This is a genomic window from Bradyrhizobium sp. USDA 3311 (assembly GCF_054062495.1).
In genome coordinates, this window is the sequence record NZ_JBSSFI010000001.1 from 992,483 (window position 1) to 1,017,287 (window position 24,805).

A 24,805-nucleotide genomic window follows, 5' to 3' on the forward strand; every position below is an offset into this window, starting at 1 on the left:
AATGCCAGCAGGCATTATGTTTCATTAAAACGCGCCGCAGGACATCTGTAAAGAAGGCTCATGACCGACAGTCCCGACGCCGAATCCCGCTTCCTCGAACAGCTCGGCCAGCGTGTGCGCACCACGCGCGCACTGCGCGGCATGTCGCGCAAAGTGCTCGCCAAGGTATCAGGAATCTCGGAGCGCTACATCGCGCAGCTCGAAAGCGGCAAGGGCAATGTCTCGATCGTGCTGCTCCGCCGCGTCTCCGACGCGATGGGCGCGCATCTCGAAGATCTGCTGCCCAGCGCCGATCCGACGCCGGACTGGCAGATGTTTCGCGATCTCCTGCGCAAGGCGACGCCGTCTCAGATCGCGCAGGCCAAGGATTTGCTCGCCGGCGGCAGCGCATCCGCGCCGCGGCGCGCGCCGTTCTGCGGCATCGCGCTGATCGGCCTGCGCGGCGCCGGCAAGTCCACGCTCGGCAAGATCCTGGCGAAGAAGGTCGGCTGGAGCTTCGTCGAGCTCAACAAGGAGGTCGAGCAGCAGAACGGCCTCTCGGTCGCCGAGATCATCGCGCTGTACGGCCAGGAAGGCTTTCGCCGCATGGAGCAGGCGGCGCTGCAACAGCTGCTCGCGCGCAACGAGTTGATGGTGCTGGCGACCGGCGGCGGCATCGTCTCCGAGCCTTTGACCTTCGACCAGATCCTGTCGTCGTACTACACGATCTGGCTGAAGGCCGAGCCCGAGGAGCACATGGCCCGCGTCCGTCGCCAGGGCGACCTGCGCCCGATGGCGGACGACCGCTCCGCGATGGCCGAGCTGCGCAACATCCTCTTGAGCCGCGAGCCGCTGTACTCGCGTGCGACGGCGGTGGTGGATACGGCGGGCCTCTCCGTCGATGCCGCCGCCGCGCGCCTGATCGACGCGGTGCGCCCGGTGCTCCAGAACGAAGCGCGCAGCTTTGGTCTGCGCAGCGTGGCGCTGTAGGTCGTTTCGAACTCGCTACAGCTACACACTCCACTGTCGTCCCGGACAAGCGCGCCACAAGCGCGCGCCGATCCGGGACCCATACCCCCAGGGAGAAGTTGTTGCGCGAGCTGGTAACCACGAGTCATCGCAAAACTACCCCCTGTGGTTATGGGTCCCGTATCAGCGCTCCGCTTCGCTGCGCTTGTCCGGGACGACAGCAAGGATTTTGCGCGACCTCCGGCAACACTATATCAACGACCAGCAAGCAAGCCTCGAGACAAATGATGACCGATAGCGACGTCGCAATCTCCATGTTCGAGCGGATCGGCGGCAGTGCCACGATCGACCTTCTGGTCGATCGCTTCTACGAACGGATGGATACGCTGCCGGAGGCGCAAGTCATCCGCGCCATGCATGCAGCCGATCTCGGCCTGATCAGGGACGTGCTGAAGCGCTACCTCACCGAATGGACCGGCGGCCCAAAACTCTATTCCGTCGACAAGGGACACCCACGGCTGCGCCAGCGGCATATCGGCTTTGCCATCGGTGATGCCGAACGCGATGCGTGGCTCACCTGCATGCGCGGCGCGCTGGAGGAGACGGTCGCGGACGCTGCCGCACGGCAGGACCTCGACAAGGCGCTGTCCGGCCTCGCCGACTGGATGCGCAACCGCTAGCCACCCACAAGGCAAGGCGGGGCGCGCCATGCACTTGGAGGGGCACCGTTGCGGCGCTATGCTGCGCGCGATGGACGCTGCCGCAAACCCCGATGTCATCCGTCGGCCCGCCTCGCCACGCCTTGCGCGGCTGGTCTCCAGCATCTCGTTCTATCGCGAGCGCGGCGTCGGGTTGGCCGGCTTCCGGCACGCGGCGCCGCTTGCGCTGCCTCTTCTCGTGAATTTGGGGACACCCTTCCGCATTGCGCTTGGGCGCGAGCCGGATGTTGCCGACGCTCAGCCGAGTTTCGCGGCTGGTCTCTTTCCCGGACCGGTCCTTATCGAATCCGATGGCCGCGCCGAATGCGTTCAGGTCGATTTCGCCCCGCTTGGAGCGTATCGCTTCTTCGGAGGAGCAGTGCCGGATCTGACCGCGCGCATGGTCGGTCTGGACGACATTCTGGGACGGGATGGCGCGAACCTCCGCGCCAGGGTTGCCGAGGCGGTCGGATGGCAGCGACGATTTGAGATCGTGGAAGACTTCGTGCTTCGTCGCGCCGTGCATGAGCCCTCGCCGGCGATCGCCTTCGCCCTCGATACGCTCTGGCGACGGGCAGGCGCGGTCCGGATCACCGAGCTTGCCACCGACATAGGCTGGAGCCGCAAGCATCTCACGCGCCGCTTCCACAACGAGATCGGCGTGCCGCCGAAGACAATGGCCCAGATGCTGCGCTTTCATCGGGCCTGCTCACTGGCCCGCACGGACGGGACAGGCGGCTGGGCAGCCGTCGCGGCAGACGCCGGCTATGCCGACCAGGCGCATCTTGCCCGCGACTTCCGGTTACTCAGCGGCGAGACGCCGACCGGATGGGCCGCGCGGCTCGATCTTGCGGATCCACGCCTGATGCGGGACGGCGGCGGATAGCGTCCGGTCCCATTTGTTCAAGCCCGGCTGGCGCGATCCGAACTAGGGTCGGTGCTGCAAAAGACCTGGATAATTTCCCGGAGAATTTCATGAACCAGCAGAATGGCTATGAAGCGCCGCGCCTGTACCACACCATGCGCTGCAAGGATCCGGAGGCGATGATCGCCTGGCTGAAAAACGTTCTCGGCTTCGCCGAACGCGTGGTCTATCGCAAGGAGGGCACGGTCGTTCACGCCGAATTGGCATTTGGATCATCGATCCTCATGCTCGGTGCGCATCGCGATGATGCGTACGCAAAGCGGATCGGCGACATCGGCGGCCGCCGGACGGATGCCATTTATCTGGCTGTCGATGATCCCGACGCACTTTATGGGAAGGTGAAGGCGTCCGGTGCGGCGATCGAAATGGAGCCCTACAATACCGATTATGGCAGCCGCGATTTCGCGGCGCGCGATCCCGAGGGCGGCCTCTGGAGCTTTGGAACCTATTGGCCCAAGGTCGGCGAAGAGCCGCTGGCGGGATAGGCCAGATGGTCGCTTCAAATGCCGCTCGGCGGGCGCGGCAAGCTCAATCGCGCCCGCAAGGGCGATGCGGCTGCGAACCCGTCCGGCTCTTCAGACCGACCAGTAATTCGGATGCGGGTAGGACCGCGAGCGGTCGCCCCAATCGAACTCGTCGCCATCGAACTCGCACGGGCCGCTGCTGAACTCGTCCATCGTCATCTCGACCTGGAACGCCTGACGGCCGCGATCGTATTTCAGCGCGGTCCACTGCACCGGATAATGGTGATGAGCACCGAGCAGCCCGCCGGTCTTGATCACGGCATAGGCGACCATTCCGCTGACCTTGTCGAGCATCAGCCGTTCGATCGTGCCGAGCTTCGTGCCGTCGCGCCCGTAGACGGCGACGTGCTCCACGCGATCACTGGGAACCATGGTGTGTTGCATGGCATCCTCCCTCGTCTTGGGTGGAGCGCATTATAGCACGGGCGGCGGGAATGTAGGGTGGGTTAACGTCAGCGTAACCCACCTCTTTGGGTCCCGCGGTGCGAGAAGTGGTGGGTTACGCCGAGCGACTACGCTTCGCGCAGCCGCATGGCTAACCCACCCTACGCTTACTGCCGCGCGGATGGTTTTCCAAACACGGCGCGGTACCAGTATTTCCGTGGATCACGGAACCAGACACGATTTTTGGCCGTCTCGAATTTTGCCAACTGCTTCATGTCGACGCCGTAGCGATGGAGAGTGCGAGAAGCTGCCGGAGATCATCCTTTCCTGGCCGCCGCTTCAATCGAACAACCAGACCCCGGTTGCCATCACCTTCGCAATTCTGCACGCAGGGAATTCGCGTCAACCATTCAAAGAACGCTCTCTCATCGCTCAGATGATAGAACGTCACACCCGTATCCATATGGGTCAGCGTCAGAAGCGGTGTGCTTGTCACTCCATACGTCACAGCAACCTGTCCTTCACATTCGCCGCGCCCTCGCGCAGCAGCGGCAGGAAGCGGTCGAGCAGCTCCTGCGCCGGCACGCGGTCGACATGGGCGCCCATGTTGACGGCGGCGACGATCACACCATCGTAGCGCCGCACGGGAACCGAGATCGAGCGGAAATGCGGCTCGGCCTCGCGATCGACCAGCGAATAGCCCTGCGCACGGTCGGCCGTAATGCGCGCGAGCAGCGCCTTGGGATCGGTCACCGTCTGCGGCGTCAGCGCTTCGCGCGTCATTGTCTTCAGGCGCGGGGCGAGCTCGGCATCATCGAGCTGGCCGAGCATGGCGCGGCCGACCGACGTGCAGAACGCCGGCAGGCGGTAGCCGATCTCGAGCCCGCCTGAAAACATCCGCGCCGGACTGCTGCGCGCGACGAACACGACGTCGTCGCCATCGAGCACCGCGAGCGATGAAATTTCATTTGCCGCGGTCGCAACGCGATCGAGCACCGGTTGCAGAACCGCGACGAGCTGGTTGGAGCGCAGATACGAGGCCGCAAGGGTCAGCACGTGCGGCGTCAACGTGAACAGCTTGCCGTCACCACCGACGAAGCCGCCACGCTGGAGCGTGAACAGCATCCGCCGGGCAGTGGCGCGCGGAAGATCGGCGGCGCGGGCGAGGTCGCTCAGGGTCATCGGGCCGACCGTCGTGCCGAAGCATTGAAGCAGGCGCAGGCCGCGATCGAGGCTTTCGACGAAATCCGTCGCACGCTCATCGGTCTCGCTTCGCTTCAGCTTGGGCATGGCGTCGGGACTTTCCTGCAAAATAGTGCTTGCTGCCGATCCTAGGCATGTCATAATTCGCCCATTCGTTCAATAGGCGAACAAACGCCACTCCGAGATATGGGATGCACTCGCCATGATGAGCCAGGAGCAGAACGACCTGATCACCCGCACCGGGCCCAAGGACCCCTGCGGAAAGCTGATGCGGAGCTACTGGCAGCCGGCGGCGCTGGTCGACGAGCTGGAAGGCGCGCGGCCGATCCGCCCCGTGCGACTGCTCGGCGAAAACCTCGTGCTGTTCCGCGACGAGCGAGGGCGCTACGGCCTGATCGATCGCCACTGCGCGCATCGCGGCGCCGACCTCGCCTTCGGGCGGCTCGAGCATGGCGGCCTGCGCTGCGCCTTCCACGGCTGGCTGTTCGACGCCACCGGCCAGTGCATCGAGACGCCGGCAGAGCCGAAGGATTCAAAGCTCTGCCAGAACATCCGCCAGCGCTCCTATCCTGTCGTAGAGAAGAGCGGCATCCTCTGGACTTATCTCGGCGAGGGTGAGCCGCCTGCATTTCCCGAGATCGACTGCTTTGTCGCGCCTGATACTCACACGTTCGCGTTCAAGGGCCACATGGCCTGCAACTGGCTCCAGGCGCTCGAGGTCGGCATCGATCCCGCGCACGCCTCCTATCTGCACCGCTTCTTCGAGGACGAGGATACCTCCACCGCCTACGGCAAGCAGTTCCGCGGCGCCTCCGCGGGCAGCGACCTGCCGATGACGAAGATCCTGCGCGAATACGACCGTCCGATCATCAATGTCGAGCACACCGAATACGGCCTCCGGCTGATCGCGCTGCGCGAGATCGACGAGGAGCGCACCCATGTGCGCGTCACCAACCAGCTGTTCCCGCACGGCTTCGTCATCCCCATGAGCACGGAGATGACGATCACGCAGTGGCACGTGCCGGTCGACGACGAGAACTGCTACTGGTACGCGATCTTCACCAGCTACACGAACCCCGTCGACAAAAAGAAGATGCGCGACCAGCGGCTCGAGCTCTATGAGCTGCCCGACTACAAATCGCGCAAGAACAGCGGCAACGATTACGGTTTCGATCCGCACGAGCAGCAGACCGCGACCTATACCGGCATGGGCAACGACATCAACGTCCACGACCAGTGGGCGGTGGAGTCGATGGGCGCGATCCAGGACCGCACCAAGGAGCACCTCGGCCAGAGCGACAAGGCAATCGTGCAATACCGCCGCCTGCTGCGGCAGGAGATCGAGAAGGTCGGCGGCGGCGAGAAGCCGATGCTGTTCCTCGACGAGGCCAACGCGCGCAGCATCCAGGGACCGGCGACCATGGACGGCATCGGGCCGACGCGGGGCTGGGAGACCTACTGGATGGAAGTCGACGTCAAGCGCCGCCGCGGCGCGCCGTGGACCGCGCCGGTGCCGAAGGAGATCGAAGGCAAGGTGCATCGGCTGACGGCGGCGGAGTGATTTTTGGGGCATCGTCATTCCGGGGCGATGCGATAGCATCGAACTATGGTGCGCACTTGCGCACCTGAGAATCTCGAGGTTCCGGGTCTGGTCCTTCGGACCATCCCGGAACGACAGCTATCGGGGAGCAATAGCAGTGACTTTCGTCGCGCGTCATGCGCTGTGGTCGGATGAACAGAAGGACGCGGCGCAACGCATGCGCCGCATCGTCGAGGAGAAGAACCTCGAGGTCATCCGCCTCGCCTTCCCCGACCAGCACGGCATCCTGCGCGGCAAGACCATCATCGCCGCGGAGGCGATCGCCTCGCTGGAGAGCGGCTGCTCCATCACCACCACCATGCTCGCCAAGGACACCTCGCACCGCACGGTGTTCCCGGTGTTCACATCGGGCGGCGGGTTCGGCATGAAGGAGATGGAGGGCGCAGCCGACGTGCTGATGGTTGCCGATCCCACCACCTTCCGCGTGCTGCCATGGGCGCCGACCACGGGCTGGGTGCTGTGCGATCTCCATTTCAATGACGGCCGCCCCGTGCCGTTCGCAACGCGCGGGCTTTATCGCAAGGTGCTCGATGAGCTTGCTGGCCGCGGCCACGATTTCGTCGCCGGGCTCGAGGTCGAGTTCCACATCTTCAAGCTCGACGATCCGCATATGCGTGCGGAGGACGCCGGCCAGCCCGGGACGCCGCCCTCGGTGAGCCTGCTCAGCCACGGCTACCAGTACCTCACCGAGCAGCGCTTCGATCAGATGGAGCCGGTGCTGGAGATCCTGCGCCGCGACGTCGTCGCACTCGGCCTGCCCTTGCGCTCGGTCGAGGTCGAGTTCGGGCCAAGCCAGTGCGAGTTCACCTTCGCGCCGAGGAAGGGCCTCGAGCCCGCCGACAACATGGTGCTGTTCCGCTCGGCCGTGAAGCAGATCGCGCGGCGCCACGGCTATCACGCCACTTTCATGTGCCGCCCCAAACTGCCGAACCTGTTCGCGAGCGGCTGGCATCTGCACCAGTCGATCGTCTCGCGCACCAGCGGCGAAAACCAGTTCATGGCGCAGGCAGGCGGCGAGCCGCTCAGCGCGTTCGGCCGCGCCTACCTTGCCGGCCTGCTCGACCACGCCCGCGCGTCCGCCGTGTTCACCACCCCGACCATCAACGGCTACAAGCGCTACCGCTCCTATTCGCTGGCGCCCGACCGCGCGATCTGGGGCCGCGACAATCGCGGCGTGATGATCCGCGTGCTCGGGGCTGCCGGCGATGCCGCCACGCGCCTTGAGAACCGCATCGGCGAGCCGGCTGCCAATCCCTATCTCTACATGGCCTCGCAAATCCTCTCCGGCCTCGACGGCGTCGATCGCAAGCTCGATCCCGGTCCGTCGGCCGACACGCCCTACGAGACCAATGCGCCGCTGCTGCCGAAGTCGCTGCGCGATGCGGTTGCGGCGCTGAAGGACGATCCGTTCTTCCGCGAGAAGTTCGGTGCGGAATTCGTGGACTACTACACCCACATCAAGAACGCCGAGATCGACCGCTTCCTCGCCGAGGTCACAGACTGGGAGCATCGGGAATATTTCGAGATATTCTGACACCCCTTTCGACAGGCGGCCCTGGGGAGCACCATAGCGCACGGCTCACGCCGCTGTGAGGCGACTTCGTCCCGCCTGTTCCGACGACATCTCCCCACCATCCGATGAAGCCATTTTCCTCCCCCCTCGAAAACCGCCGGAAAGACACGGGGTCTAGAGTTCCTGCCGATGATCAACAACGGAGTTCGGTCATGTTGGGTCGATTGTTCAGTCTGATCTATCGCTTGTCCTGCCGGGCCACCCTGATCGAAATCGGCACGCACCACCTGTCGCGTTAGGCGCCGGCGCGTGCGAATTGGGTAAGACATATTGGCCAGATAACGGGGGTTCTCATGCGCAAGCTGATCCTGATCGCCGTGATGTCGCTGGTCGCAACCGAGGCTTATGCCGGTGGTCCGCGGAGCCTGAGCCTTGCGGCAACCAATTCGAACCAGCAGGCCACCGAGCCGCCGGCCGCGACGGCAACCGTGCCGGCGCAGACGACGCAGGCTCCGGCGGCAACGCAGGCGCCGAATCTGCAGACGGCGACGACCGCCCCGACCTCAACACCGCCAGCCGCAACCACTGCTACGACGCCGCCGACAGCAGCCGCACCGGTCGCGACCGCCCCGGTTGCCACGCCCCCCACCCCCACTCAGTCCACTGCCGCACCGGTGGCCAGCACGACCGAAACGGCGAAGCCAAAGCGCCGCCAGCCGTCCACCGAGGCCCGGGTGATCCGCGAGCTGCACCGGCATGGGATTTATTGGTGATCGAGGTGCGACGCTTTCTCCCCGGCGTCGTCCTGGCGAAAGCCAGGACCCATTACCCCAGGGAGGGGTTTGGCGAAGACTGCCGGTTCGGAACTGATACCGCATGAAATAGATAGACCTCGCGGTATGGGTCCTGGCCTTCGCCAGGACGACACCGAGAGATGGGCGGGAGCGCTCTGCCCCTCACCTCGCCGAGCTCGCTAGATCCCCAGATATTTGTGCTGCAGATCCGGCTCGGCCATCAGCTGATCCGACGTGCCGCTCCACACCGTCTTGCCGCGCTCGATGATGAAGTGGCGATCGCAGATGCGGGCGAGGTGATCGACGTTCTTGTCGACGACCAGGATCGACTGGCCCCGGCTCTTGAGCAGCGACAGGCAGTTCCAGATTTCTTCGCGGATCAATGGCGCAAGGCCCTCGGTCGCTTCGTCCAGAATGAGGAGCTTCGGATTGGTCATCAGCGCGCGGCCGATCGCCAGCATCTGCTGCTCGCCGCCGGAGAGCTGGTTGCCCATGTTCGACGCGCGCTCGGCGAGGCGCGGGAACATCACGTAGATGGCCGCGAGCGTCCAGGGATTGCTGCTGCCGAAGCGGTCGGCCGCCGCCGCGACCAGGTTTTCGCGCACGGTGAGGTTCGGGAAGATCTGGCGTCCCTCGGGCACCAGGCCGACGCCGAGTTTTGCGATCCTGTAGGACGGCTGCGTTCGCACCTCGGAGCCCGCAAAACGGATGCTCCCGGCGCGCGCCGGTGTCAGGCCCATGATGGAGCGGATGGTCGTAGTCTTGCCCATACCGTTGCGGCCCATCAGCGAGACCATCTCGCCCGGCTTGATCGACAGCGACAGGCCGAACAACACCTGGGAGAGGCCGTAGCAGGTCTCGATGCCGTCAACGTCGAGCAGCAGGTCAGCCATGGTGCGTCACCACATGCTGGTCGCCGAGATAGGCGCGTCTGACGTCCTCGTTGGCGCGGATCGCCGCCGGATCGCCCGAGGCGATGACGCGGCCATAGACCAGCACCGAGATGCGGTCGGCCAGCGCGAACACCGCCGGCATGTCGTGCTCGACCAGCACGATCGAGACCTCCCTGCGCAGCTCCTGGAGCAACTTGACCATGCGCTGGGATTCGGTGACGCCGAGGCCGGCCATGGGCTCGTCGAGCAGGAGTAATTTCGGCTTGCTGGCCAGCGCGACCGCAAGCTCCAGCTCGCGGCGCTCGCCATGGCTGAGCCTCGACACCACGACGTCGGCGCGATGCAACAGGCCGACGCGATCGAGCGCGGAATGGGCGGCGTCGCGCAGGCCCTTTTCCTTGCGCGCGCTGGCGAAGAAGCGGAACGAGGTGCCGGCATGGGCCTGCGCCGCCAGCGCGACGTTGTCGGCGGCGGTGAAGTCGAGCAGCAGCGAGGTGATCTGGAACGACCGCGCCAGCCCCAGCGCGCAGCGGCGATAGGCCGGCAGGTAGGTGATGTCGCGCCCGCCGAGCGAGACGCTGCCGGAATGCGGTTCGAGATGCCCGGTGAGCTGGCTGATCAGCGTGGTCTTGCCGGCGCCGTTCGGGCCGATGATGGCGTGCAGCTCGCCGGCCGCGACGTCGAGCGAGACGTTGTCCGTCGCAACGATGCCGCCGAAGCGGCGAACCAGCTTCTCGACGCGGAGCAAGGGTTCAGCCACGGCCAGCCCTCCCGAGCACGCCCATGATGCCGCCGCGCCCGAACAGCACGATCAGCAGCAGTAGCGGCCCCATGATCAGCGCCCAATATTCGGTGATCTGCGACAGGAATTCCTCCAGCAGCAGGAACACCACCGCGCCCATCACAGGGCCGAACAGCGTACCCATGCCGCCGAGGATCACCATCACCATGAGGTCGCCGGAACGCGTCCAGTACATCACGGCCGGGCTGATGAAGTCGGTGTTGTTGGCGAGCAGCGCGCCGGCAAGTCCGCACATCATGCCGGAGATGACGAAGCAGACCAACTGATAGCGCTTGGCGGGAAAGCCGATCGCCTGCATGCGCTGCTCGTTGGAGCGCAGCCCCTGCACGACGAGACCGAAGCGCGAATTGACGATGCGCCAGATCAGGAACAGGACGCCGAGAAGACAGGCGAGGCAGAGATAATAGAACTGCACGCGATTGCCGAGATTGATCAGCCCGGAGAAGTCGCTGCGCTTGTAGACGGTGAGGCCGTCGTCGCCGCCGTAACGCGCCAGCCCCGAGGCGACGTAATAGGCCATCTGCGCAAAGGCCAGCGTGATCATGATGAAATAGACACCGCGGGTGCGCAGAGAGAGCGCGCCGATCACCAGTGCGTAGATCGCGGAGGCCGCCAGCGCGACCGGAAACTGGATGAAGCCGGAACCTACGCCTTCCTGCGCGAGCATGCCGACGGCGTAGCCGCCGATGCCGAGATAGGCGGCGTGGCCAAAGCTCATCATGCCGCCAAAACCCATGATGAGGTTGAGGCTCGCGGCAGCCAGCGCCAGGATGACGATGCGGGTGAACAGCGTCAGGATGAAGACGTTGCCGGATGCTTGCGAATACAGCGGCAGCAGCACGAGGCCCGCCAGCATCAGGGCCGTGACGGCCTTGCTCACCGTGAAAGCCTTCATCGACGGTTGGCCGGAAACAGCCCCTCCGGCCGCACCACCAGCACGATCGCCATCACAAGATAGATCAGCATGGACGACAGCGCGGGCGCGGCGGTGGAGGCAGCGGCGCCGCTGAGCACCTGCCGCAGCAGATTCGGCAGGAAGGCGCGGCCGAGCGTGTCGATCATGCCGACGAAGATCGCGGCCAGGAACGCGCCGCGGATCGAGCCGATGCCGCCGATCACGATGATGACGAAGGCCAGGATCAGGATGTTCTCGCCCATGCCGATCTGCACGGTGAGGATCGGCGCCTGCATCAGGCCGGCAAGGCCGGCGAGCGCGGCACCGAGACCGAACACCAGCGTGTAGAGCAGCTTGATGTTGATGCCGAGCGCGCCGATCATCTCGCGGTTGGAGGCGCCGGCCCGGATCAGCATGCCGATGCGGGTGCGCATCACGCCGAGATAGAGCAGCAGCGCGACCAGCAGCGCCACCACGATGATGGCGAGGCGATAGGCGGGATAGTGAATGCCGGGCAGGATCGGCACCGGCACGGTGAGCCAGGCCGGCAGCGGCAGCGCCAGGCCTGCCGGGCCCCAGATCAGCCGCACGGCTTCATTGAAGAACAGGATCAGGCCGAAGGTCGCGAGCACGTGGTCGAGATGGTCGCGGCCGTAGAGATGCCGCAGCGCCGTCATCTCGAGCACGATGCCGAGCACGAGCGTTGCTCCGAGCGCCATCAGCGCACCGAGCAGGAAGCTGCCGGTCCAGGCCGCGAAGGTCGCGGCGAAATAGGCGCCCATCATGTAGAGCGAGCCGTGCGCGAGGTTGACGAGATCCATGATCCCGAACACCAGCGTCAGGCCGGCGGCGAGCAGGAACAGCAGCAGGCCGAACTGCAATCCGTTCAGAAACTGTTCGACGACGAGCAGCATCAAGACTCTTTCAGGCGCACGCAGCGTCGCGCCGATGTTCGAACACGGTCGCCATCAGTGAAAGAGCTCCCCCTGCCTCTTCAAGGCCGAAAAATGGGTAATGGCAGTATCGTTCAGAGGCAAGAGCGATTTGACACCAAACATGCACTTTGTTGCATCCCGGCGCACACGGCCGAAACCTGTCCTGCGGTGCAAGAAGGCTGCCGCGCAGCATGGGGCAACCTGCCGCACCCAAACGATCACCCTCCCCCCGGGTAGGCCGGGGAGAGGGTGAGGACGTCGTCGGAATGAAAGAAGTGAAGAAGGTTGCGTCTAGTGCGACGTCATCTGCCGGGGAAGATCGTCCGGCTCGGCGAGCACGCTGTTTGCCGTCGAGGCCTCCAGTGCGGCCATCCGGAACAGATAGGCAAGCGTCGTCAGTCCGGAGTCGTCCGCCATCTGCGCCAGCTCGAGCGCCATGTCGGACATGTAGCCGAGATTCTCGTCGTTGATTTGCGCCATGATCTGGCTGTCCCGCATCATATTCGACATTTCAGGCGCTCTTTCGTTGCGCGGCAGCGAGGCCGCAAAGGTTGGCACGGGCGACGGCGTCCAGACGCGGGCCGTCCTGTTGCACGATGGAAGGCATGCCGATGCGATCATGCAGGACATCGAGCGTCTGGCGACGAATGTCGATGGTGGCCGCCATGGTCCAGGCGTTCTCGACCAGAGCCGGCAGGCCGAGCGGCGTCACGACGAAACCGGCCTCGTGGAAGCGCGGCAACCACCAGGTTTCCATGATCGCGCTGACCTGCGCGATTCCCTGGTCGAGGCAGAACTCCTGCACCGCCGCCATCAGTTGCAGGTTGAGCGCGCCGTCGCGGCGATCGCGGACGACGAAGTAGCGCGACCATTCCCAGATCAGCGGATCCGAGGGGCAGCCGCGAACCGCCGCCAGATGCGGGAAGACCTCGCTCATCATCGAGGGCTTGGTCGTGGGGTAGAGCCGGTGGCCGCCGACGACGCGCCGTCCCTCCAGCGCAAGCAGATAGACGGTATCCTCGTCGTCATAGGAATCGACCTCGCGGCTATCCGGCCTGCGCAGCGTCTCCCAGTGCCGCTCCTCGACAAAGATGTCATGACGCAGCCGGAAATGCTGCTCGAGTACGTCCTCGTATAAGTGGCGATTGACCGCGGAAATTGCGTGAATCATGGAAACCCCCATTCAGCCTCAATGGGGGGCAGCCTCTGCGAAAAGAGGCAGGTTCGATATTGGGAAATTTCCCAGTACGTCGCTTAGGGATTGATGATCTTGTGGCGAATCGCCAGCGCAACCGCATGCGTACGGTTGACCGCACCGAGCTTGCGCGCAGCAGTTGCAAGATGCTCTTCGGCGGTGCGCTGCGTGATGTGCAGGATCTCGCCGATCTCCCAGGCCGACTTGCCCTGCGAGGCCCAGGAGATCACCTCGCGCTCGCGCGGGGTGAGACGCGTCGACGGATACGGCGTCGGCTCGAGCAGACGGCGAATGTGGTCGAAGCCATACATCGCCATCAGGTGCAGCGCCGGCTTGCTGCGGGGATTGAGGTCGAGATGGACGCCGCCGAGCGACACCGCGGCTTCATAGCCGGTGAGCCCGTGGATCGGCACGATGAAGCCGCGCGACATACGAAAATCGCCGGCGCGGTTCATTACCTCGGCCGCGCTCGGCTCGAGCTCGGCATCATAGGGTGCCTCCGACCACTCGAACGGATTGACCGATTGCCGGCACAGCCGCACCACGGGATCGAAGCGGTCATAGTTGTTCTGAGTGTAGAGATTGAACCATCCCGCCGGCCAGCGCTTGGCGAGCACCATCTGCGCAAACCGCTGATCGGGATTCGGCAATCCCGTCACAATGATAGTTTCGAAGCCGAAACGGCCGAAGGCCGCTTCAAGCGCGCTCATGGCGTCCGGTACCTTGCGATAGACACCCAGGCCTTCGATGAAGTCGAGCGCTTCCCGGCCATAATCGACGGCGGACATCGGTGCGTTTCCTGACCCTCGCCGTCCGCTATAGCACGTATTTGGGGGCTGCCTCAATTCGCTGCTTCCGTAGTTCTCCGGTATCCGCCTGCTCCGAAGCTTTAATCTACTTGTGGAAGAAGGGACGTCAAGTTACACCTGTGGCGTACAAAGCGGGAAAACCACGATGGACGACGAGAACATCGCCCTCAACAGCGTGCTCGGCCTGGAATTGAACCGCGTGTTTTTCGCCGTCCGTGAAACGGCAAACAAGCAGAAGATCATCGAGTTCGCGCGCGAGGTGCTACAAAGCGAGCGCGCCGAGTTCGCGAACAGCGTATCGCCCGAAGGGCCGGCGAGCTAGCAGACGACGCCGATGCAACAGATCGCGCCACGCCGCCGCCCTTCCATTTGAACGCGCAGATTTTAGTCGAAACACGCCAACCGCGAAATTACTCCGCCATCATCGTCAGCGAATGAGCGGCGCCCTTACCCTCCCCTGGAGGGCATGGGAATCGCTCGCTGCGCTGCCATGGCTCGCCATTTGCCGCTGGCTGACCTCGCTTCTCTCGTGAGATGATCGCCGCACGATCCTCCTTCGGAAGCCCGGGACATGATGACGCTGCGCCAGGTTGAAGTGATCCGTGCCGTGATGGTGACGGGCACCATTGGCGGTGCGGCGAAGCTGCTCAACGTCTCGGCGCCGGGGATCAGCCGCCTCGTCAAATACACCGAGCGCTCGCTCGGCATCCGCTTCTTCCAGCGCCAGAACGGCCGCTACTTCCCGACGCCGGAAGCCGAGAACATCTTCGAGCAGATCAACGGCGTCTACAAGAAGGTCGACGACCTCTCCGAGATCATCTCCAAGATCGGCCGCGGCGGCCTGTCGGAATTGCGCATCGGCTCGGTGCCGAGCATCTCGCAGGTGATGGTGCCGCGCGCGATCGAGCGCGTCCGGCGCCGCTATCCCGATCTCGGCATCGACATCAACATCCTCAAGCTCGAGGAAGCCATCGACTATCTCCTGCTCGGCCGCGGCGAGTGCGTGGCGATGAGCTACCGGCTCGAGCATTCCGGGCTCGACTTCCTGCCGCTCGCCTCGGGCGAGCTCTATTGCATCGTGCCGCCCGGCCACGAGCTCGCCGGCCGCAAGCAGGTGTCGGCGGCCGAGATCACCCGCTACCCGCTGATCGGCATCGATCCGAACGACCCCTACGGCCGGATCATGGCCGGGATCTTTGCGCGCAACCGGCTCGATTACAACATCACCATCCGCGCGCGCTTCGGCACCACGGTCTGCGCGCTGGTGAAAGCGGGGCTCGGCATCGCCGTCATCGACCAGTTCACGGTGGCCCATGGCGGCTATCCCGGGATCGAGCTGCTCAAGATCACCGAGCCGACGCGGTTCGACACCTATATCGCGGTGAAGCGCGGCGCACCGCTGTCGCTTCACGTCGAGTATTTCATCGAATCCCTGCGCGCCGAGATGCGCGCGGTCGAGCCGTCCCGCGGCAACGGCAGGGCTGCGCCTGCGCGCGGACGGAAGAAATAACATGATGTTAGGTTTGCGGGGCATAAGGGTAATTGTGTTAGGCGAGGGAAAGGCTATCGTCGCACGCGGAAGCCCCCTTGGAATTGCGCAGGTTTCCCCGCTAATGGCCGGGACCGAACGCTCCCAACGAGACGATAGCGAACCATGTCGAAGCGCGGATACGCCGCCAGCAAGAAACTCCTCACCGGCCTGATCGGCGCGCCGATCGCGCATTCCGCTTCCCCCGCCATGCATGAGCGCGCCGCCGAGGCGCTCGGCCTGCGCGGTCACTACCAGCTGATCGAGGTCGCAGGCGCCGACGCGGCCGGACTGAGGCTGATGCTCGAAGGCGTGCGGCGGCTCGGCTTTGCCGGCGTCAACGTGACCTATCCTTACAAGGAAGCGGTGGTCCCACTGCTCGACGCACTGGCGCCGGGCGCCGCCGCGATGGGCGCGGTCAACACCGTCGTTGTCAGGGACGGCCGCCTGACCGGCCACAACACCGACACCACCGGCTTTGCGCGCGCGGTGGCGCCGCTGCTGGCGCCGTCTGGAAATGCGGTTGCCGTGATCGGCACGGGCGGCGTCGGCAAGGCGATCGCCTTCGCACTGGCGAGCCTTGAGGTCGCCGACCTCCGCATCTTCGACTCCGAACCGGCGCGGGCCGAAAAACTTGCCGCACTGCTTGCCAAGCACGGCGGCGCCAGGGTCGCGAAAAGCGTCGAGGACGCGCTCGACGGCGCGACCGGCCTCGTCAACGGCACGCCGGTCGGCATGCTGCCGAACCGCGGCATGCCTGTTCCGGCTGCGCTGCTGCACGAGAAGCTCTGGGTGGCCGACGCCGTCTATTCGCCGCTGATCACGCCGCTGCTGGCCGCGGCGCAGGAGCGCGGCGCGAAGATCATGACCGGGCGGGAGCTTGCGATCTACCAGGCCGCCGACGCTTTCGAACTGTTCACCGGCCTTGCCCCATCGACCGAAGTCATGGGAGAGGCTTTTGACGAGGTGATGGCGGCACGAAGCTCAGCCTATCACGCAGCGTAACCGAAGCGGCCGGACACAAGGCCGCGGACAACAACATCAGAGGGAACGGGAGGAGAGACGATGAAATCGACTATTCTGGCAGGCGCCCTGCTTGCCTTCGCGACTGCAACCAGCGTCCACGCACAGGCGATCAAGCTCGCCGACGTCGCCGAGCTGTCGGGCGGCGGCGCCACCGTCGGCACCAACTGGAAGAACGGCATCGACCTCGCGATCGAGGAGATCAACGCCAAGGGCGGCGTGCTCGGCCGCAAGCTCGAGGTCACCCATGCCGACTCGCAATCCAATCCGGGCGTTGCCCGCGCGCAAGTGCAGAAGGCACTCGATGCCGAGCCCTATGTGCTGCTCGGACCCGGCTATTCCGGCTCGGTGAAGGTCACCGCACCGCTCGCGGCCGAAGCCGGCATCGCGCAGATCATGGGCGGCGAAGCCGCCGAGCTGACGCAAGCCGGCAACAAGTTCCTGTTCCGCACCTCGTTCGGCCAGCAATCCTCGATGCCGAAGGTCGCGAAATACATCCACGACGAGATGAAGGCGAAGTCGGTCGCGGTGGTCTGGGTCAACAACGACTTCGGCCGCGGCGGACGCGACGTCGTCGTGAAGGAGCTCGACCGGCTCGGCTCCAAGGTCGTTGCCGATCTCTCGACCGAGGCGGGCCAGGCCGACTTCGCCGCCGACGTCGGCAAGATCAAGTCCGCCAATCCCGATGCCGTATTCGTCTATCTCAACGAGGAAGAGAGCGCGCGCATCCTGAAAGAGCTGAAGCGCCAGGGCGTCACCGCGCCGCTGATGGGCGAGACCACGCTGATCGGCCAGAAGGTGATCGAGCTTGCCGGCGATGCCGCCAACGGCGCGCGCGGCCATGTCGGCCTCACCACGGACGCACCGGTCGACCTGATCAAGGCGTTCCGCGAGAAGTTTTCCAAGAAGTACAATTACGTGCCGGACCACAACGGCCTGAAGGGCTACCTCGCCGTCTACATGGTGAAGGCCACCACCGAAAAGATGGGCAAGGTCGATTCCAAGGCGTTCGCCGACGCGCTGCATGGCCTGACCATCAAGGCCGCGGACGAGCCGGGCATCCTGATGGACGTCACCTTCAACGAGACCGGCGACATCGACCGCCAGAGCTTTCTGGTCGAAGTGGTCGAAGGCAAGCAGGTGGTGAAGCAGGTGCTGCCGAAGGTGAAGTGAGGCTTCTTTGCCTCTCCCCGCACGCGGGGAGAGGCCGACGCGCGAAGCGCGGCGGGTGAGGGGGAGCTTCCGCGAGTCCAACTGTCACTGACTTCGCGGAGACTCCCCCTCACCCCGACCCTCTCCCCGCAAGCGGGGAGAGGGAGAGGAGAGAGGGGAAAATGTCCAATCTGTTCGATCTTCTGGTCGCAGGACTTGCCACCGGCGCCATCTATGCACTGGTCGCGGTCGGCTTCACGCTGCTGTGGCAGACCTCGCAGACCATCAATTTCGCGCAGGGCGAGTTCGTGATGCTGCCGGCGTTCCTGATGCTCGCGACGATGCATGCCGGCGCGCCGTTCTGGCTCGCGATCATCCTCGGCATCCTGCTCTCGATGATCCTGCTCGGCCTCGCCTTCAAGATGCTGCTGGTCGATCCGATGATGCGCCATGGCGTGCTGCCGCTGGCGATCGCGACCATGGCGCTGGCGATCGGCATCAAGGAATCGGTGAAGCAGTTCTTCAGCGCGGAGGCCTCGCCCTTCCCCTCGATCGTGCCGACCGGCGATATCTCCATCCTCGGCCACGCCGTCTCGCTGCAAAGCATCGGCGTCCTCGTCGTCGCCATTCTTGCAGTCTTCGGCCTGACCTCGCTCCTCAACCGCACCTCGCTCGGCCACCAGATGCAGGCGGCGGCGCAGAACCCGACGGTGGCGCGCATCATCGGCGTGCCCGTGGAGCGCATGATCCTGTTGACCTTCCTGATCAACGCCTTCCTGGTCGCGCTGGCCTCGCTGCTGATCACGCCAATCTATCTGGCAAAATTCTCGTCCGGCGAGGTGCTGGGCCAGGCCGCCTTCATCGCGGCGATCGTCGGCGGCTTCAACCAGGTGCGCGGCGCGATCGCGGGCGGCCTGTTGATCGGCGTGCTCGACAATCTCGCGGCAAGCTACGTCTCGACGCAATACCGCGCGGCCGTGCCGCTGATCTTCCTGATCGTCGTCATCCTGTTCCGGCCGCAAGGACTGCTCGGCCGCGCCGAGGAGCGCACGGTATGAGCAGCTTTGGCAAACCCCTGAAGATCGCGCTCGGCCTCATCGTCATCGCCGGCCTGATCATCGTCCCCATGAACTTCAACCGCTACGGCCTGTTCATCCTGAGTCAGTGGGCGGTGATGACCATCGCCGCGATGGGCCTCAACCTCACGCTCGGCTATGCCGGCCAGGTCTCGCTTGCCCAGGGCGCCTTCGTCGGCATCGGCGCCTATGCGGCGGCGATCATGACCACCCATGGCTGGCCGCTGCCGGTCGCGATCCTGGTTGCGATCGTCTTGAGCTTCGGCGTCGGCTGGGTGCTCGGCTATCCCGCGCTGCGCGTGCAGCACCACTACCTCGCTTTCGTCACGCTCGCCTTCTCGACATTGGCCTTCCTCGTGTTCCGCAACGAGAGCTGGCTGACGGGCGGCATCTACGGCATCTCCAACATTCCGCGCCCGCATTTCTTCGGAATCGCGACCAACAAGCCGCTGCCCTTCTACTATGTCTGCCTCGGCTCGCTCGCGATCGTCTCGCTCGCGGTGTGGTGGCTGATCCGCTCGCCCTGGGGCCGCGCCTTCATGGCGCTGCGCGAAAACCCGCTGCGCGCGCAATCGCTCGGCATCGACACAAGGCGCTACACGCTGATGGCGTTTGCGATCGGCTCGGCGCTTGGCGGCGTTGCCGGCGCGCTCTACGCGCCGCTGACGCAATATATCGATCCGGTGCCGTTCAACCTGTCGCTCTCGCTCGATCTCCTGATGATGGTGATCGTCGGCGGCGCCGGCTTCTATTTCGGTCCCTTCCTGGGCGCGATGATCGCGGTGCTGCTGCCGGAATGGCTGCGCTTCACGGAAGGGTATTACCTGATGCTCTATGCGATCGCGGTGATGCTGCTGCTGATCTGGTCGCCGACCGGCATCTTGGGAATCCTCGACCGTTATCTCGCCGAGCGCCGCACCAAGGCGGCTTCTGCGCTGCGCGCCGTGGCAAAATCCCGGCTGGAGACGGTGCAATGAGTGCGGTCCTCGAAGTCACCAACATCAAGAAGAATTTTGGCGGCATCAGCGCGGTCGCCGACGTCAGCTTCGACGTCCGCGAAGGCGAGATCCTCGGCCTGATCGGGCCGAACGGCTGCGGCAAGTCGACCCTGTTCAACTGCATTCTTGGCCAGCTCACGCCATCAGGCGGCGAAGTGAAGCTCGACGGCAAGGTCGTCACGGGGCTGCGCCCCTCCGAGCTCAACAAGCTCGGTGTCAGCCGCACCTTCCAGCTCTTGCAGGTGTTTCCAAAACTGTCGGTGCGCGAGAATTTGATCCTCGCGGGACAGGAGCACCAGGGCAACATGGCCTCGCGCCTGGTCGGCCGCTCCGATGCCGGGCTGACGGAGGCCGCCAACCAGATGATCGGCTTCTTCAAGCTCGACCATCTCGCGGCTGAACCTGCCGGCGGCCTGTCCTACGGCCAGCAGAAGCTGCTCGATGCCGCCATGGCTTTCATGGGCGGACCGCGCCTCGTGCTGCTCGACGAGCCCGCCGGCGGCGTCAACCCGTCGATGCTGGCGGACCTGAAGGACCGGCTGGTCGCGATCAACCGCGAGAAGAACGCGACCTTCGTCGTGATCGAGCACAACATGGAGTTCGTGATGTCGCTGTGCTCGCGCGTGATGGTGATGGCCGAAGGCAAGGTGCTGGCGATGGGACGGCCGGACGAGGTCCGCAAGAACCCGGCCGTGATCGAAGCTTATCTGGGGCATTGAGGGCACGAGCCATGAGCGACCCGATCCTCTCGGTTCACAATCTCGTCGGCGGCTACGGCAAGATGACGATCCTGAACGGCACGACGTTTTCCGTTCCGCAGGCCACCATCACCACCATCATCGGCCCCAACGGCGCCGGTAAGTCGACCGTATTCAAGGCGATCTTCGGCCTGCTCAGGCTGCGCGAGGGCAAGGTCAGTTTTGCCGGTCGCGACGTCACGAACTTAAGCCAGCGCGGGCTGCTCAATGCCGGTATCTGCTACGTTCCGCAGGGCCGCAACATCTTCCCCGAGCTGTCGGTGCGCCACAATGTCGAGCTCGGCGGCGTCGCCGCCGGAAAGGGTCTCGACCTGCCCAAGCGGATCGAGGCGGCACTCGACCTGTTTCCGGCGCTCCGTCGCAAGTCGGCACAGCAGGCATCGACGCTCTCGGGCGGCGAGCAGAAGCAGCTCGAGATCGCCCGCTCGCTGCTACTCGAGCCGAAGCTCGTGCTGATCGACGAGCCCTCGATCGGCCTGTCGCCGCTGATGGTGCAGCAGACCTTCGACATCCTCAAGAGCCTGCGCGACCGCGGCGTCACTATCCTGATGATCGAGCAGAACGCGCGCTCGGCGCTGGAGATCTCCGATATCGGCATCGTGCTCGAGCTCGGCCAGACCCGCATGGTCGACGGCGCGAAGCGCATCCTGAACGATCCCCGCATCGGCCAGCTCTTCCTCGGGGGAGCCATGGAGGAGACAGCAGCATGAACAAGCGCTCGATCGCGACCGTCTCTCTCTCAGGGGCGCTGGATGAAAAGCTGCGCGCCATCGCAGCCGCCGGCTTCGACGAGGTCGAGATCTTCGAGAACGACCTGCTGTCGTTCGGCGCAGGCCCGCGCGACATCGCAAAGCTCTGCCGCGATCTCAACCTCAAGATCTGCGCGTTCCAGCCGTTCCGCGATTTCGAGGGCATGCCGGAGCCGCAGCGCGCGCGCAACTTTGCCCGCGCCGAGCGCAAGTTCGACTTGATGCAGGAGCTCGGCACCGACCTGCTGCTGATCTGCTCCAACGTCTCCCCCAGCTCGCTCGGCGGCATCGACCGCGCCGCGGACGATTTTCGCGAGCTCGGCGATCGCGCGGCCAAGCGGGGCTTGCGCGTCGGCTACGAGGCGTTGGCCTGGGGACGGCACGTCAACGACTACCGCGATGCCTGGGAGATCGTGCGGCGCGCCGATCATCCCGCGATCGGCGTCATCCTCGACAGTTTTCATGCACTCGCCCCGGGCTTTCCGGTCCGCGCGATGGCCTCGATCCCCGGCGACAAGATCTTTCTGGTGCAGCTCGCCGACGCACCAAAGCTCGAGCTCGACATCTTGTCCTGGAGCCGGCACTTCCGCTCGTTCCCCGGCCAGGGCGATCTGCCGGTCGGCGAATTCATGGCGGCGGTCGCGGCGACCGGCTATGCCGGACCGCTGTCGCTGGAGATTTTCAACGACCAGTTCCGCGCCGGCTCGGCGGCCCAGACCGCCATCGACGGCCTGCGCTCGCTGATCCTGCTGGAGGACCAGCTTGCACCGGATTGGCCGAAGCTCGTCAGCGAACCACTGGCGCCGAAGGCCAAAAGTCACGGCACCGGCTTCATCGAGTTTGCCGTCAACGAGACCAAGGCCGGCGAACTCGCCCGCCTGTTGTCGCAGCTCGGATTCCGCAAGACCGGCGAGCATCGCAGCAAGGCGGTGGAGCGCTGGTCGCAGGGCAAGGTCGAGCTCGTCATCAATTGCGAGACCGACGGCTTTGCGCATTCGCACTACGTCACGCACGGCCCCGGCGTCTGCGCCATCGCGCTCGACGTCGACAATGCGGGCCTTGCCATGCAGCGCGCCGAAGCATTGAAGGCGCGCACCTTCTATCAGCCGGTCGGGCCGGGCGAGCTGGAGATTCCCGCGATCCACGGCGTCGGCGGCAGCCTGCTTTATTTCCTCGACCAGGCCGGCAAGAACTGGGACACCGATTTCGAACCGGTTGCGAGCGAGGCGAGCGCGGACGCGCTGCTCGCCGTCGACCATATCGCGCAGTCGATGCCCTATGACGAGATGCTGTCCTGGCTGCTGTTCTACACCGGCATCCTCGACCTCAAGCGCCTGCCGCAGATGGAGATCGCCGATCCCAGGGGCCTCGTGCAGAGCCAGGCCGTCATCAACGGCGACCAGAGCCTGCGTTTCGTGCTCAACGGCTCCTCCGCCAACCGCACCCTGCCGGCCCGCTTCATCTCGGAGTTCTTCGGCTCAGGCGTGCAGCACGTCGCGTTTGCGTGCCGAGACATCTTTGCAGCGGTCGCAGCGATGCGCGCCCGCGGCGCGGGCTTTCTGGATATTCCCGACAACTACTACGACGACATCGAAGCCAAATACGACCTCGCGCCCGACCTGATGGCGCAGCTACGCGCCAACCACATCCTCTATGACCGCGAGGGCGACGGCGAGTTCTTCCAGGTCTACACCCACATCTTCGACGAGCGCTTCTTCTTTGAGATCGTCGAACGAAGGAATTATCAGGGCTTCGGCGCGGCCAATGCCGGGATCAGGCTCGCGGCGCAATCACGCGAAGTGCGGCCCGCGAGCATGCCGCGGGTGTAGCTCTTCACCTCTCCCCGCTCGCGGGGAGAGGCCGGAATTCGCGCGTAGCGCGGATTCCGGGTGAGGGGGAGTCTCCGCGAGAGACATGACAATCGGGAGCACCACTCTCTCAATACGTCGTTGCCAGCGCAGCGAAGCAATCCAGAATCCCTCCGCGGAAAGGCTCTGGCTGCGCTCGCAATACGATGTGGGGAATTTCGAGGAATTCGACTCGCTCCGTCCTCGCGGAGACAGCCCCTCACCCCGCCCCTCTCCCCGTAAGAACGGGGAGGGGGAGAGGAGAGAGCTCGCCCAACCAGCTCACTTCATCGCGCACTTCTGATGGAAGCGATCCTGGTCGTTCTCGACGATGGTGGCGACCGTCTTCAGCGCGAGCTGGCCATCGGCGTCCTTGACCACGTCCTGGAGATAGAAGCTCTGCACCGGGATGTGGTTGTTGCCGTACTTGAACGCACCGCGCAGCGACTTGAAGTTGGCCTTCTCCATCTCGGCCTTCATCGCGTCCTTCTTGCTGGTGTCGCCCTTCACCGCGACGACGGCGCTGTTGATGAGCTGGGCGGCGTCGTAGGTCTGGGCGCCGTAATAGGTCGGACGCAGATTGGGGTACTTCTTGCGGTAGTCGGCAACGAAGCGCTTGTTCTGCTCGTTGGGCAGGTCGTTCACCCACTGCTGCGCGCCGGGAACCCCGAGCGCGTTCTCCTTCTGGAGCGGCAACGACAGCTCGTCGACGGTAAAGGCGGTGTAGAGCGGCATCGTGCTCTTCAGGCCGGCCTGGGTATATTGATTGAGGAACTGCACGCCGGCGGCACCGGGGTAGAACACGAAGATCGACTCGGCGCCGGAAGCGCGGGCCTTGGAGAGCTCGGCGGAGAAGTCGAGCTGGCTCGGCCAGACCGTGTATTCTTCGCCCTTGATCTCACCCTTGAAGGTGTTCTTGAGGCCCGCGAGCATGTCCTTGCCGGCCGCGTAGTTCGGCCCGATCAGGAAGACGCTCTTGACGCCCTTCTGGTTCATGTAGAGGCCCATGGCCTGCGGCGTCTGGTCGTTCTGCCAGGAGGTCGAGAACACGTAAGGTGAGCAGAGCTCGCCGGCGAGCTGCGACGGGCCGGCATTGGCCGAGATCAGGAAGGTCTGCGAGTCCACCGCGGTCTTCAAGGAAGCCAGCAGCACGTTCGACCAGATATAGCCGACGATGAAATCGACCTTGTCGGACTGCACCAGCTTCTCGGTCTTCTGCTTGCCGACATCGGGCTTCTGGCCGTCGTCCTCGTAGATCACCTCGACCGGCTTGCCGTCCATCTTGCGGCCGAGATGATCCAGCGCCAGCTCGAACGAGTTGCGCATGTCGTTGCCGATCACGGCGGTCGGGCCGCTGAAGGTCGAGACGAAACCGATCTTGATGGTGTCGCCGGCGAATGCCGGATTTGCCAGCACCAGCGCCGCTGCGCCCGCCAGCCAGAATGCCGTCCTCATAACCACTCCCCTCCTTATTATTGATCCCGGAAACGGGGTGATCGCCGCCCCGGGGCCTGTCTCTATTGAACGCAAAATCTGTCGAGCCGCCAATGGCTCAG

At 64.7% G+C, this 24,805-nt stretch carries 26 protein-coding genes; 16 read left to right on the forward strand and 10 right to left on the reverse strand.

The features are described from left to right. The first annotated feature begins 60 nt into the window (after positions 1–60). The 4 genes from ACVWW6_RS04850 (at position 61) to ACVWW6_RS04865 (ending at position 3,056) form a co-directional block, all read left to right on the forward strand. Positions 61–969: a helix-turn-helix transcriptional regulator gene (locus ACVWW6_RS04850; RefSeq protein ID WP_456680251.1), complete on the forward strand. Its 909-nt coding sequence runs from the start codon at positions 61–63 to the stop codon at positions 967–969. Between the two features lie 266 nt (positions 970–1,235). Next, on the forward strand, positions 1,236–1,628 hold the full coding sequence (locus ACVWW6_RS04855; protein ID WP_404524607.1) for a group II truncated hemoglobin: 393 nt from the start codon (positions 1,236–1,238) through the stop codon (positions 1,626–1,628). A 58-nt stretch (positions 1,629–1,686) separates the two neighbouring features. Next, positions 1,687–2,532: a helix-turn-helix domain-containing protein gene (locus ACVWW6_RS04860; protein ID WP_456680252.1), complete on the forward strand. Its 846-nt coding sequence runs from the start codon at positions 1,687–1,689 to the stop codon at positions 2,530–2,532. Between the two features lie 89 nt (positions 2,533–2,621). Beyond that, positions 2,622–3,056 carry a VOC family protein gene (locus tag ACVWW6_RS04865; RefSeq protein ID WP_404524611.1) on the forward strand — a complete coding sequence of 145 codons (435 nt, stop codon included), beginning with the start codon at positions 2,622–2,624 and terminating at the stop codon, positions 3,054–3,056. Positions 3,057–3,146: 90 nt separating this feature from the next. On the opposite strand, the gene ACVWW6_RS04870 is transcribed toward ACVWW6_RS04865, so the two are convergent. Continuing rightward, complete coding sequence (locus ACVWW6_RS04870; RefSeq protein WP_304550381.1) at positions 3,147–3,479, reverse strand: PRC-barrel domain-containing protein; 333 nt, start codon at positions 3,477–3,479, stop codon at positions 3,147–3,149. Between the two features lie 504 nt (positions 3,480–3,983). Beyond that, entirely contained in the window at positions 3,984–4,769 is a 786-nt protein-coding gene (locus ACVWW6_RS04875; protein ID WP_304550378.1) for an IclR family transcriptional regulator domain-containing protein, read from the reverse strand. A 115-nt stretch (positions 4,770–4,884) separates the two neighbouring features. On the opposite strand from ACVWW6_RS04875, the gene ACVWW6_RS04880 reads away from it, so the two are divergent. The 3 genes from ACVWW6_RS04880 to ACVWW6_RS04890 all read left to right on the forward strand — a co-directional run bounded on the left by ACVWW6_RS04880 (position 4,885) and on the right by ACVWW6_RS04890 (position 8,568). Next, positions 4,885–6,243 (forward strand): aromatic ring-hydroxylating dioxygenase subunit alpha, encoded by a 1,359-nt coding sequence (locus ACVWW6_RS04880; RefSeq protein ID WP_304550377.1) that lies wholly within the window; start codon positions 4,885–4,887, stop codon positions 6,241–6,243. A gap of 136 nt (positions 6,244–6,379) precedes the next feature. Beyond that, positions 6,380–7,816: a glutamine synthetase family protein gene (locus ACVWW6_RS04885; protein WP_456680253.1), complete on the forward strand. Its 1,437-nt coding sequence runs from the start codon at positions 6,380–6,382 to the stop codon at positions 7,814–7,816. A gap of 332 nt (positions 7,817–8,148) precedes the next feature. Next, positions 8,149–8,568 carry a hypothetical protein gene (locus ACVWW6_RS04890; RefSeq protein WP_456680254.1) on the forward strand — a complete coding sequence of 140 codons (420 nt, stop codon included), beginning with the start codon at positions 8,149–8,151 and terminating at the stop codon, positions 8,566–8,568. A 200-nt stretch (positions 8,569–8,768) separates the two neighbouring features. On the opposite strand, the gene ACVWW6_RS04895 is transcribed toward ACVWW6_RS04890, so the two are convergent. From ACVWW6_RS04895 to ACVWW6_RS04925, 7 genes are all read right to left on the reverse strand, one after another. Then, positions 8,769–9,482: an ABC transporter ATP-binding protein gene (locus ACVWW6_RS04895; RefSeq protein ID WP_161533002.1), complete on the reverse strand. Its 714-nt coding sequence runs from the start codon at positions 9,480–9,482 to the stop codon at positions 8,769–8,771. Next, complete coding sequence (locus ACVWW6_RS04900) at positions 9,475–10,242, reverse strand: ABC transporter ATP-binding protein (RefSeq protein ID WP_161533001.1); 768 nt, start codon at positions 10,240–10,242, stop codon at positions 9,475–9,477. Before ACVWW6_RS04900 ends, ACVWW6_RS04895 begins: the two co-directional genes overlap by 8 nt. Continuing rightward, positions 10,235–11,179 carry a branched-chain amino acid ABC transporter permease gene (locus ACVWW6_RS04905; RefSeq protein ID WP_456680255.1) on the reverse strand — a complete coding sequence of 315 codons (945 nt, stop codon included), beginning with the start codon at positions 11,177–11,179 and terminating at the stop codon, positions 10,235–10,237. Before ACVWW6_RS04905 ends, ACVWW6_RS04900 begins: the two co-directional genes overlap by 8 nt. Further along, a complete protein-coding gene (locus ACVWW6_RS04910) occupies positions 11,176–12,093 on the reverse strand; it encodes a branched-chain amino acid ABC transporter permease (protein WP_011083884.1) in 918 nt (305 codons plus the stop codon). Before ACVWW6_RS04910 ends, ACVWW6_RS04905 begins: the two co-directional genes overlap by 4 nt. Before the next feature lie 312 nt (positions 12,094–12,405). Beyond that, positions 12,406–12,624 (reverse strand): hypothetical protein, encoded by a 219-nt coding sequence (locus ACVWW6_RS04915; RefSeq protein ID WP_456680256.1) that lies wholly within the window; start codon positions 12,622–12,624, stop codon positions 12,406–12,408. Between the two features lies 1 nt (position 12,625). Next, complete coding sequence (locus tag ACVWW6_RS04920; protein ID WP_456680257.1) at positions 12,626–13,285, reverse strand: acyl-homoserine-lactone synthase; 660 nt, start codon at positions 13,283–13,285, stop codon at positions 12,626–12,628. Positions 13,286–13,368: 83 nt separating this feature from the next. Beyond that, complete coding sequence (locus ACVWW6_RS04925) at positions 13,369–14,097, reverse strand: helix-turn-helix transcriptional regulator (protein ID WP_028172714.1); 729 nt, start codon at positions 14,095–14,097, stop codon at positions 13,369–13,371. A 166-nt stretch (positions 14,098–14,263) separates the two neighbouring features. On the opposite strand from ACVWW6_RS04925, the gene ACVWW6_RS04930 reads away from it, so the two are divergent. The 9 genes from ACVWW6_RS04930 (at position 14,264) to ACVWW6_RS04970 (ending at position 23,231) form a co-directional block, all read left to right on the forward strand. Then, a complete protein-coding gene (locus ACVWW6_RS04930) occupies positions 14,264–14,440 on the forward strand; it encodes a hypothetical protein (RefSeq protein ID WP_053815098.1) in 177 nt (58 codons plus the stop codon). Positions 14,441–14,689: 249 nt separating this feature from the next. Beyond that, complete coding sequence (locus tag ACVWW6_RS04935; protein ID WP_304550368.1) at positions 14,690–15,628, forward strand: LysR family transcriptional regulator; 939 nt, start codon at positions 14,690–14,692, stop codon at positions 15,626–15,628. Between the two features lie 144 nt (positions 15,629–15,772). Beyond that, the gene (locus tag ACVWW6_RS04940; protein ID WP_011083879.1) at positions 15,773–16,651 is read left to right on the forward strand and encodes a shikimate dehydrogenase; all 879 of its coding nucleotides are present in this window, start codon (positions 15,773–15,775) and stop codon (positions 16,649–16,651) included. Positions 16,652–16,711: 60 nt separating this feature from the next. After that, entirely contained in the window at positions 16,712–17,842 is a 1,131-nt protein-coding gene (locus tag ACVWW6_RS04945) for an ABC transporter substrate-binding protein (RefSeq protein WP_456680258.1), read from the forward strand. Positions 17,843–18,003: 161 nt separating this feature from the next. Beyond that, positions 18,004–18,879, forward strand: coding sequence for a branched-chain amino acid ABC transporter permease (locus tag ACVWW6_RS04950; RefSeq protein WP_161532997.1), 876 nt, complete (start codon positions 18,004–18,006; stop codon positions 18,877–18,879). Beyond that, on the forward strand, positions 18,876–19,874 hold the full coding sequence (locus ACVWW6_RS04955; RefSeq protein WP_011083876.1) for a branched-chain amino acid ABC transporter permease: 999 nt from the start codon (positions 18,876–18,878) through the stop codon (positions 19,872–19,874). Before ACVWW6_RS04950 ends, ACVWW6_RS04955 begins: the two co-directional genes overlap by 4 nt. Beyond that, positions 19,871–20,614, forward strand: a complete 744-nt coding sequence (locus ACVWW6_RS04960) for an ABC transporter ATP-binding protein (RefSeq protein ID WP_025576614.1) — start codon at positions 19,871–19,873, stop codon at positions 20,612–20,614. Before ACVWW6_RS04955 ends, ACVWW6_RS04960 begins: the two co-directional genes overlap by 4 nt. 11 nt (positions 20,615–20,625) lie before the next feature. Further along, positions 20,626–21,363, forward strand: coding sequence for an ABC transporter ATP-binding protein (locus ACVWW6_RS04965; RefSeq protein WP_271557049.1), 738 nt, complete (start codon positions 20,626–20,628; stop codon positions 21,361–21,363). Beyond that, positions 21,360–23,231 carry a bifunctional sugar phosphate isomerase/epimerase/4-hydroxyphenylpyruvate dioxygenase family protein gene (locus tag ACVWW6_RS04970; RefSeq protein WP_304550359.1) on the forward strand — a complete coding sequence of 624 codons (1,872 nt, stop codon included), beginning with the start codon at positions 21,360–21,362 and terminating at the stop codon, positions 23,229–23,231. Before ACVWW6_RS04965 ends, ACVWW6_RS04970 begins: the two co-directional genes overlap by 4 nt. A 300-nt stretch (positions 23,232–23,531) precedes the next feature. On the opposite strand, the gene ACVWW6_RS04975 is transcribed toward ACVWW6_RS04970, so the two are convergent. Then, positions 23,532–24,704 carry an ABC transporter substrate-binding protein gene (locus ACVWW6_RS04975; RefSeq protein ID WP_028172709.1) on the reverse strand — a complete coding sequence of 391 codons (1,173 nt, stop codon included), beginning with the start codon at positions 24,702–24,704 and terminating at the stop codon, positions 23,532–23,534. Between the last annotated feature and the right edge of the window lie 101 nt (positions 24,705–24,805).

Bases quoted from the DNA above. Each gene is read 5' to 3' on its own strand.
- ACVWW6_RS04880 (WP_304550377.1), top strand. From the start codon at position 4,885: ATGATGAGCCAGGAGCAGAACGACCTGATCACCCGCACCGGGCCCAAG.
- ACVWW6_RS04855 (WP_404524607.1), top strand. From the start codon at position 1,236: ATGACCGATAGCGACGTCGCAATCTCCATGTTCGAGCGGATCGGCGGC.
- ACVWW6_RS04955 (WP_011083876.1), top strand. From the start codon at position 18,876: ATGAGCAGCTTTGGCAAACCCCTGAAGATCGCGCTCGGCCTCATCGTC.
- ACVWW6_RS04950 (WP_161532997.1), top strand. From the start codon at position 18,004: ATGTCCAATCTGTTCGATCTTCTGGTCGCAGGACTTGCCACCGGCGCC.
- ACVWW6_RS04920 (WP_456680257.1), bottom strand. From the start codon at position 13,285: ATGATTCACGCAATTTCCGCGGTCAATCGCCACTTATACGAGGACGTA.
- ACVWW6_RS04860 (WP_456680252.1), top strand. From the start codon at position 1,687: ATGCTGCGCGCGATGGACGCTGCCGCAAACCCCGATGTCATCCGTCGG.
- ACVWW6_RS04910 (WP_011083884.1), bottom strand. From the start codon at position 12,093: ATGCTGCTCGTCGTCGAACAGTTTCTGAACGGATTGCAGTTCGGCCTG.
- ACVWW6_RS04895 (WP_161533002.1), bottom strand. From the start codon at position 9,482: ATGGCTGACCTGCTGCTCGACGTTGACGGCATCGAGACCTGCTACGGC.
- ACVWW6_RS04850 (WP_456680251.1), top strand. From the start codon at position 61: ATGACCGACAGTCCCGACGCCGAATCCCGCTTCCTCGAACAGCTCGGC.
- ACVWW6_RS04945 (WP_456680258.1), top strand. From the start codon at position 16,712: ATGAAATCGACTATTCTGGCAGGCGCCCTGCTTGCCTTCGCGACTGCA.
- ACVWW6_RS04935 (WP_304550368.1), top strand. From the start codon at position 14,690: ATGATGACGCTGCGCCAGGTTGAAGTGATCCGTGCCGTGATGGTGACG.
- ACVWW6_RS04975 (WP_028172709.1), bottom strand. From the start codon at position 24,704: ATGAGGACGGCATTCTGGCTGGCGGGCGCAGCGGCGCTGGTGCTGGCA.
- ACVWW6_RS04925 (WP_028172714.1), bottom strand. From the start codon at position 14,097: ATGTCCGCCGTCGATTATGGCCGGGAAGCGCTCGACTTCATCGAAGGC.
- ACVWW6_RS04970 (WP_304550359.1), top strand. From the start codon at position 21,360: ATGAACAAGCGCTCGATCGCGACCGTCTCTCTCTCAGGGGCGCTGGAT.
- ACVWW6_RS04875 (WP_304550378.1), bottom strand. From the start codon at position 4,769: ATGCCCAAGCTGAAGCGAAGCGAGACCGATGAGCGTGCGACGGATTTC.
- ACVWW6_RS04965 (WP_271557049.1), top strand. From the start codon at position 20,626: ATGAGCGACCCGATCCTCTCGGTTCACAATCTCGTCGGCGGCTACGGC.
- ACVWW6_RS04890 (WP_456680254.1), top strand. From the start codon at position 8,149: ATGCGCAAGCTGATCCTGATCGCCGTGATGTCGCTGGTCGCAACCGAG.
- ACVWW6_RS04865 (WP_404524611.1), top strand. From the start codon at position 2,622: ATGAACCAGCAGAATGGCTATGAAGCGCCGCGCCTGTACCACACCATG.
- ACVWW6_RS04930 (WP_053815098.1), top strand. From the start codon at position 14,264: ATGGACGACGAGAACATCGCCCTCAACAGCGTGCTCGGCCTGGAATTG.
- ACVWW6_RS04940 (WP_011083879.1), top strand. From the start codon at position 15,773: ATGTCGAAGCGCGGATACGCCGCCAGCAAGAAACTCCTCACCGGCCTG.
- ACVWW6_RS04960 (WP_025576614.1), top strand. From the start codon at position 19,871: ATGAGTGCGGTCCTCGAAGTCACCAACATCAAGAAGAATTTTGGCGGC.
- ACVWW6_RS04905 (WP_456680255.1), bottom strand. From the start codon at position 11,179: ATGAAGGCTTTCACGGTGAGCAAGGCCGTCACGGCCCTGATGCTGGCG.
- ACVWW6_RS04870 (WP_304550381.1), bottom strand. From the start codon at position 3,479: ATGCAACACACCATGGTTCCCAGTGATCGCGTGGAGCACGTCGCCGTC.
- ACVWW6_RS04915 (WP_456680256.1), bottom strand. From the start codon at position 12,624: ATGTCGAATATGATGCGGGACAGCCAGATCATGGCGCAAATCAACGAC.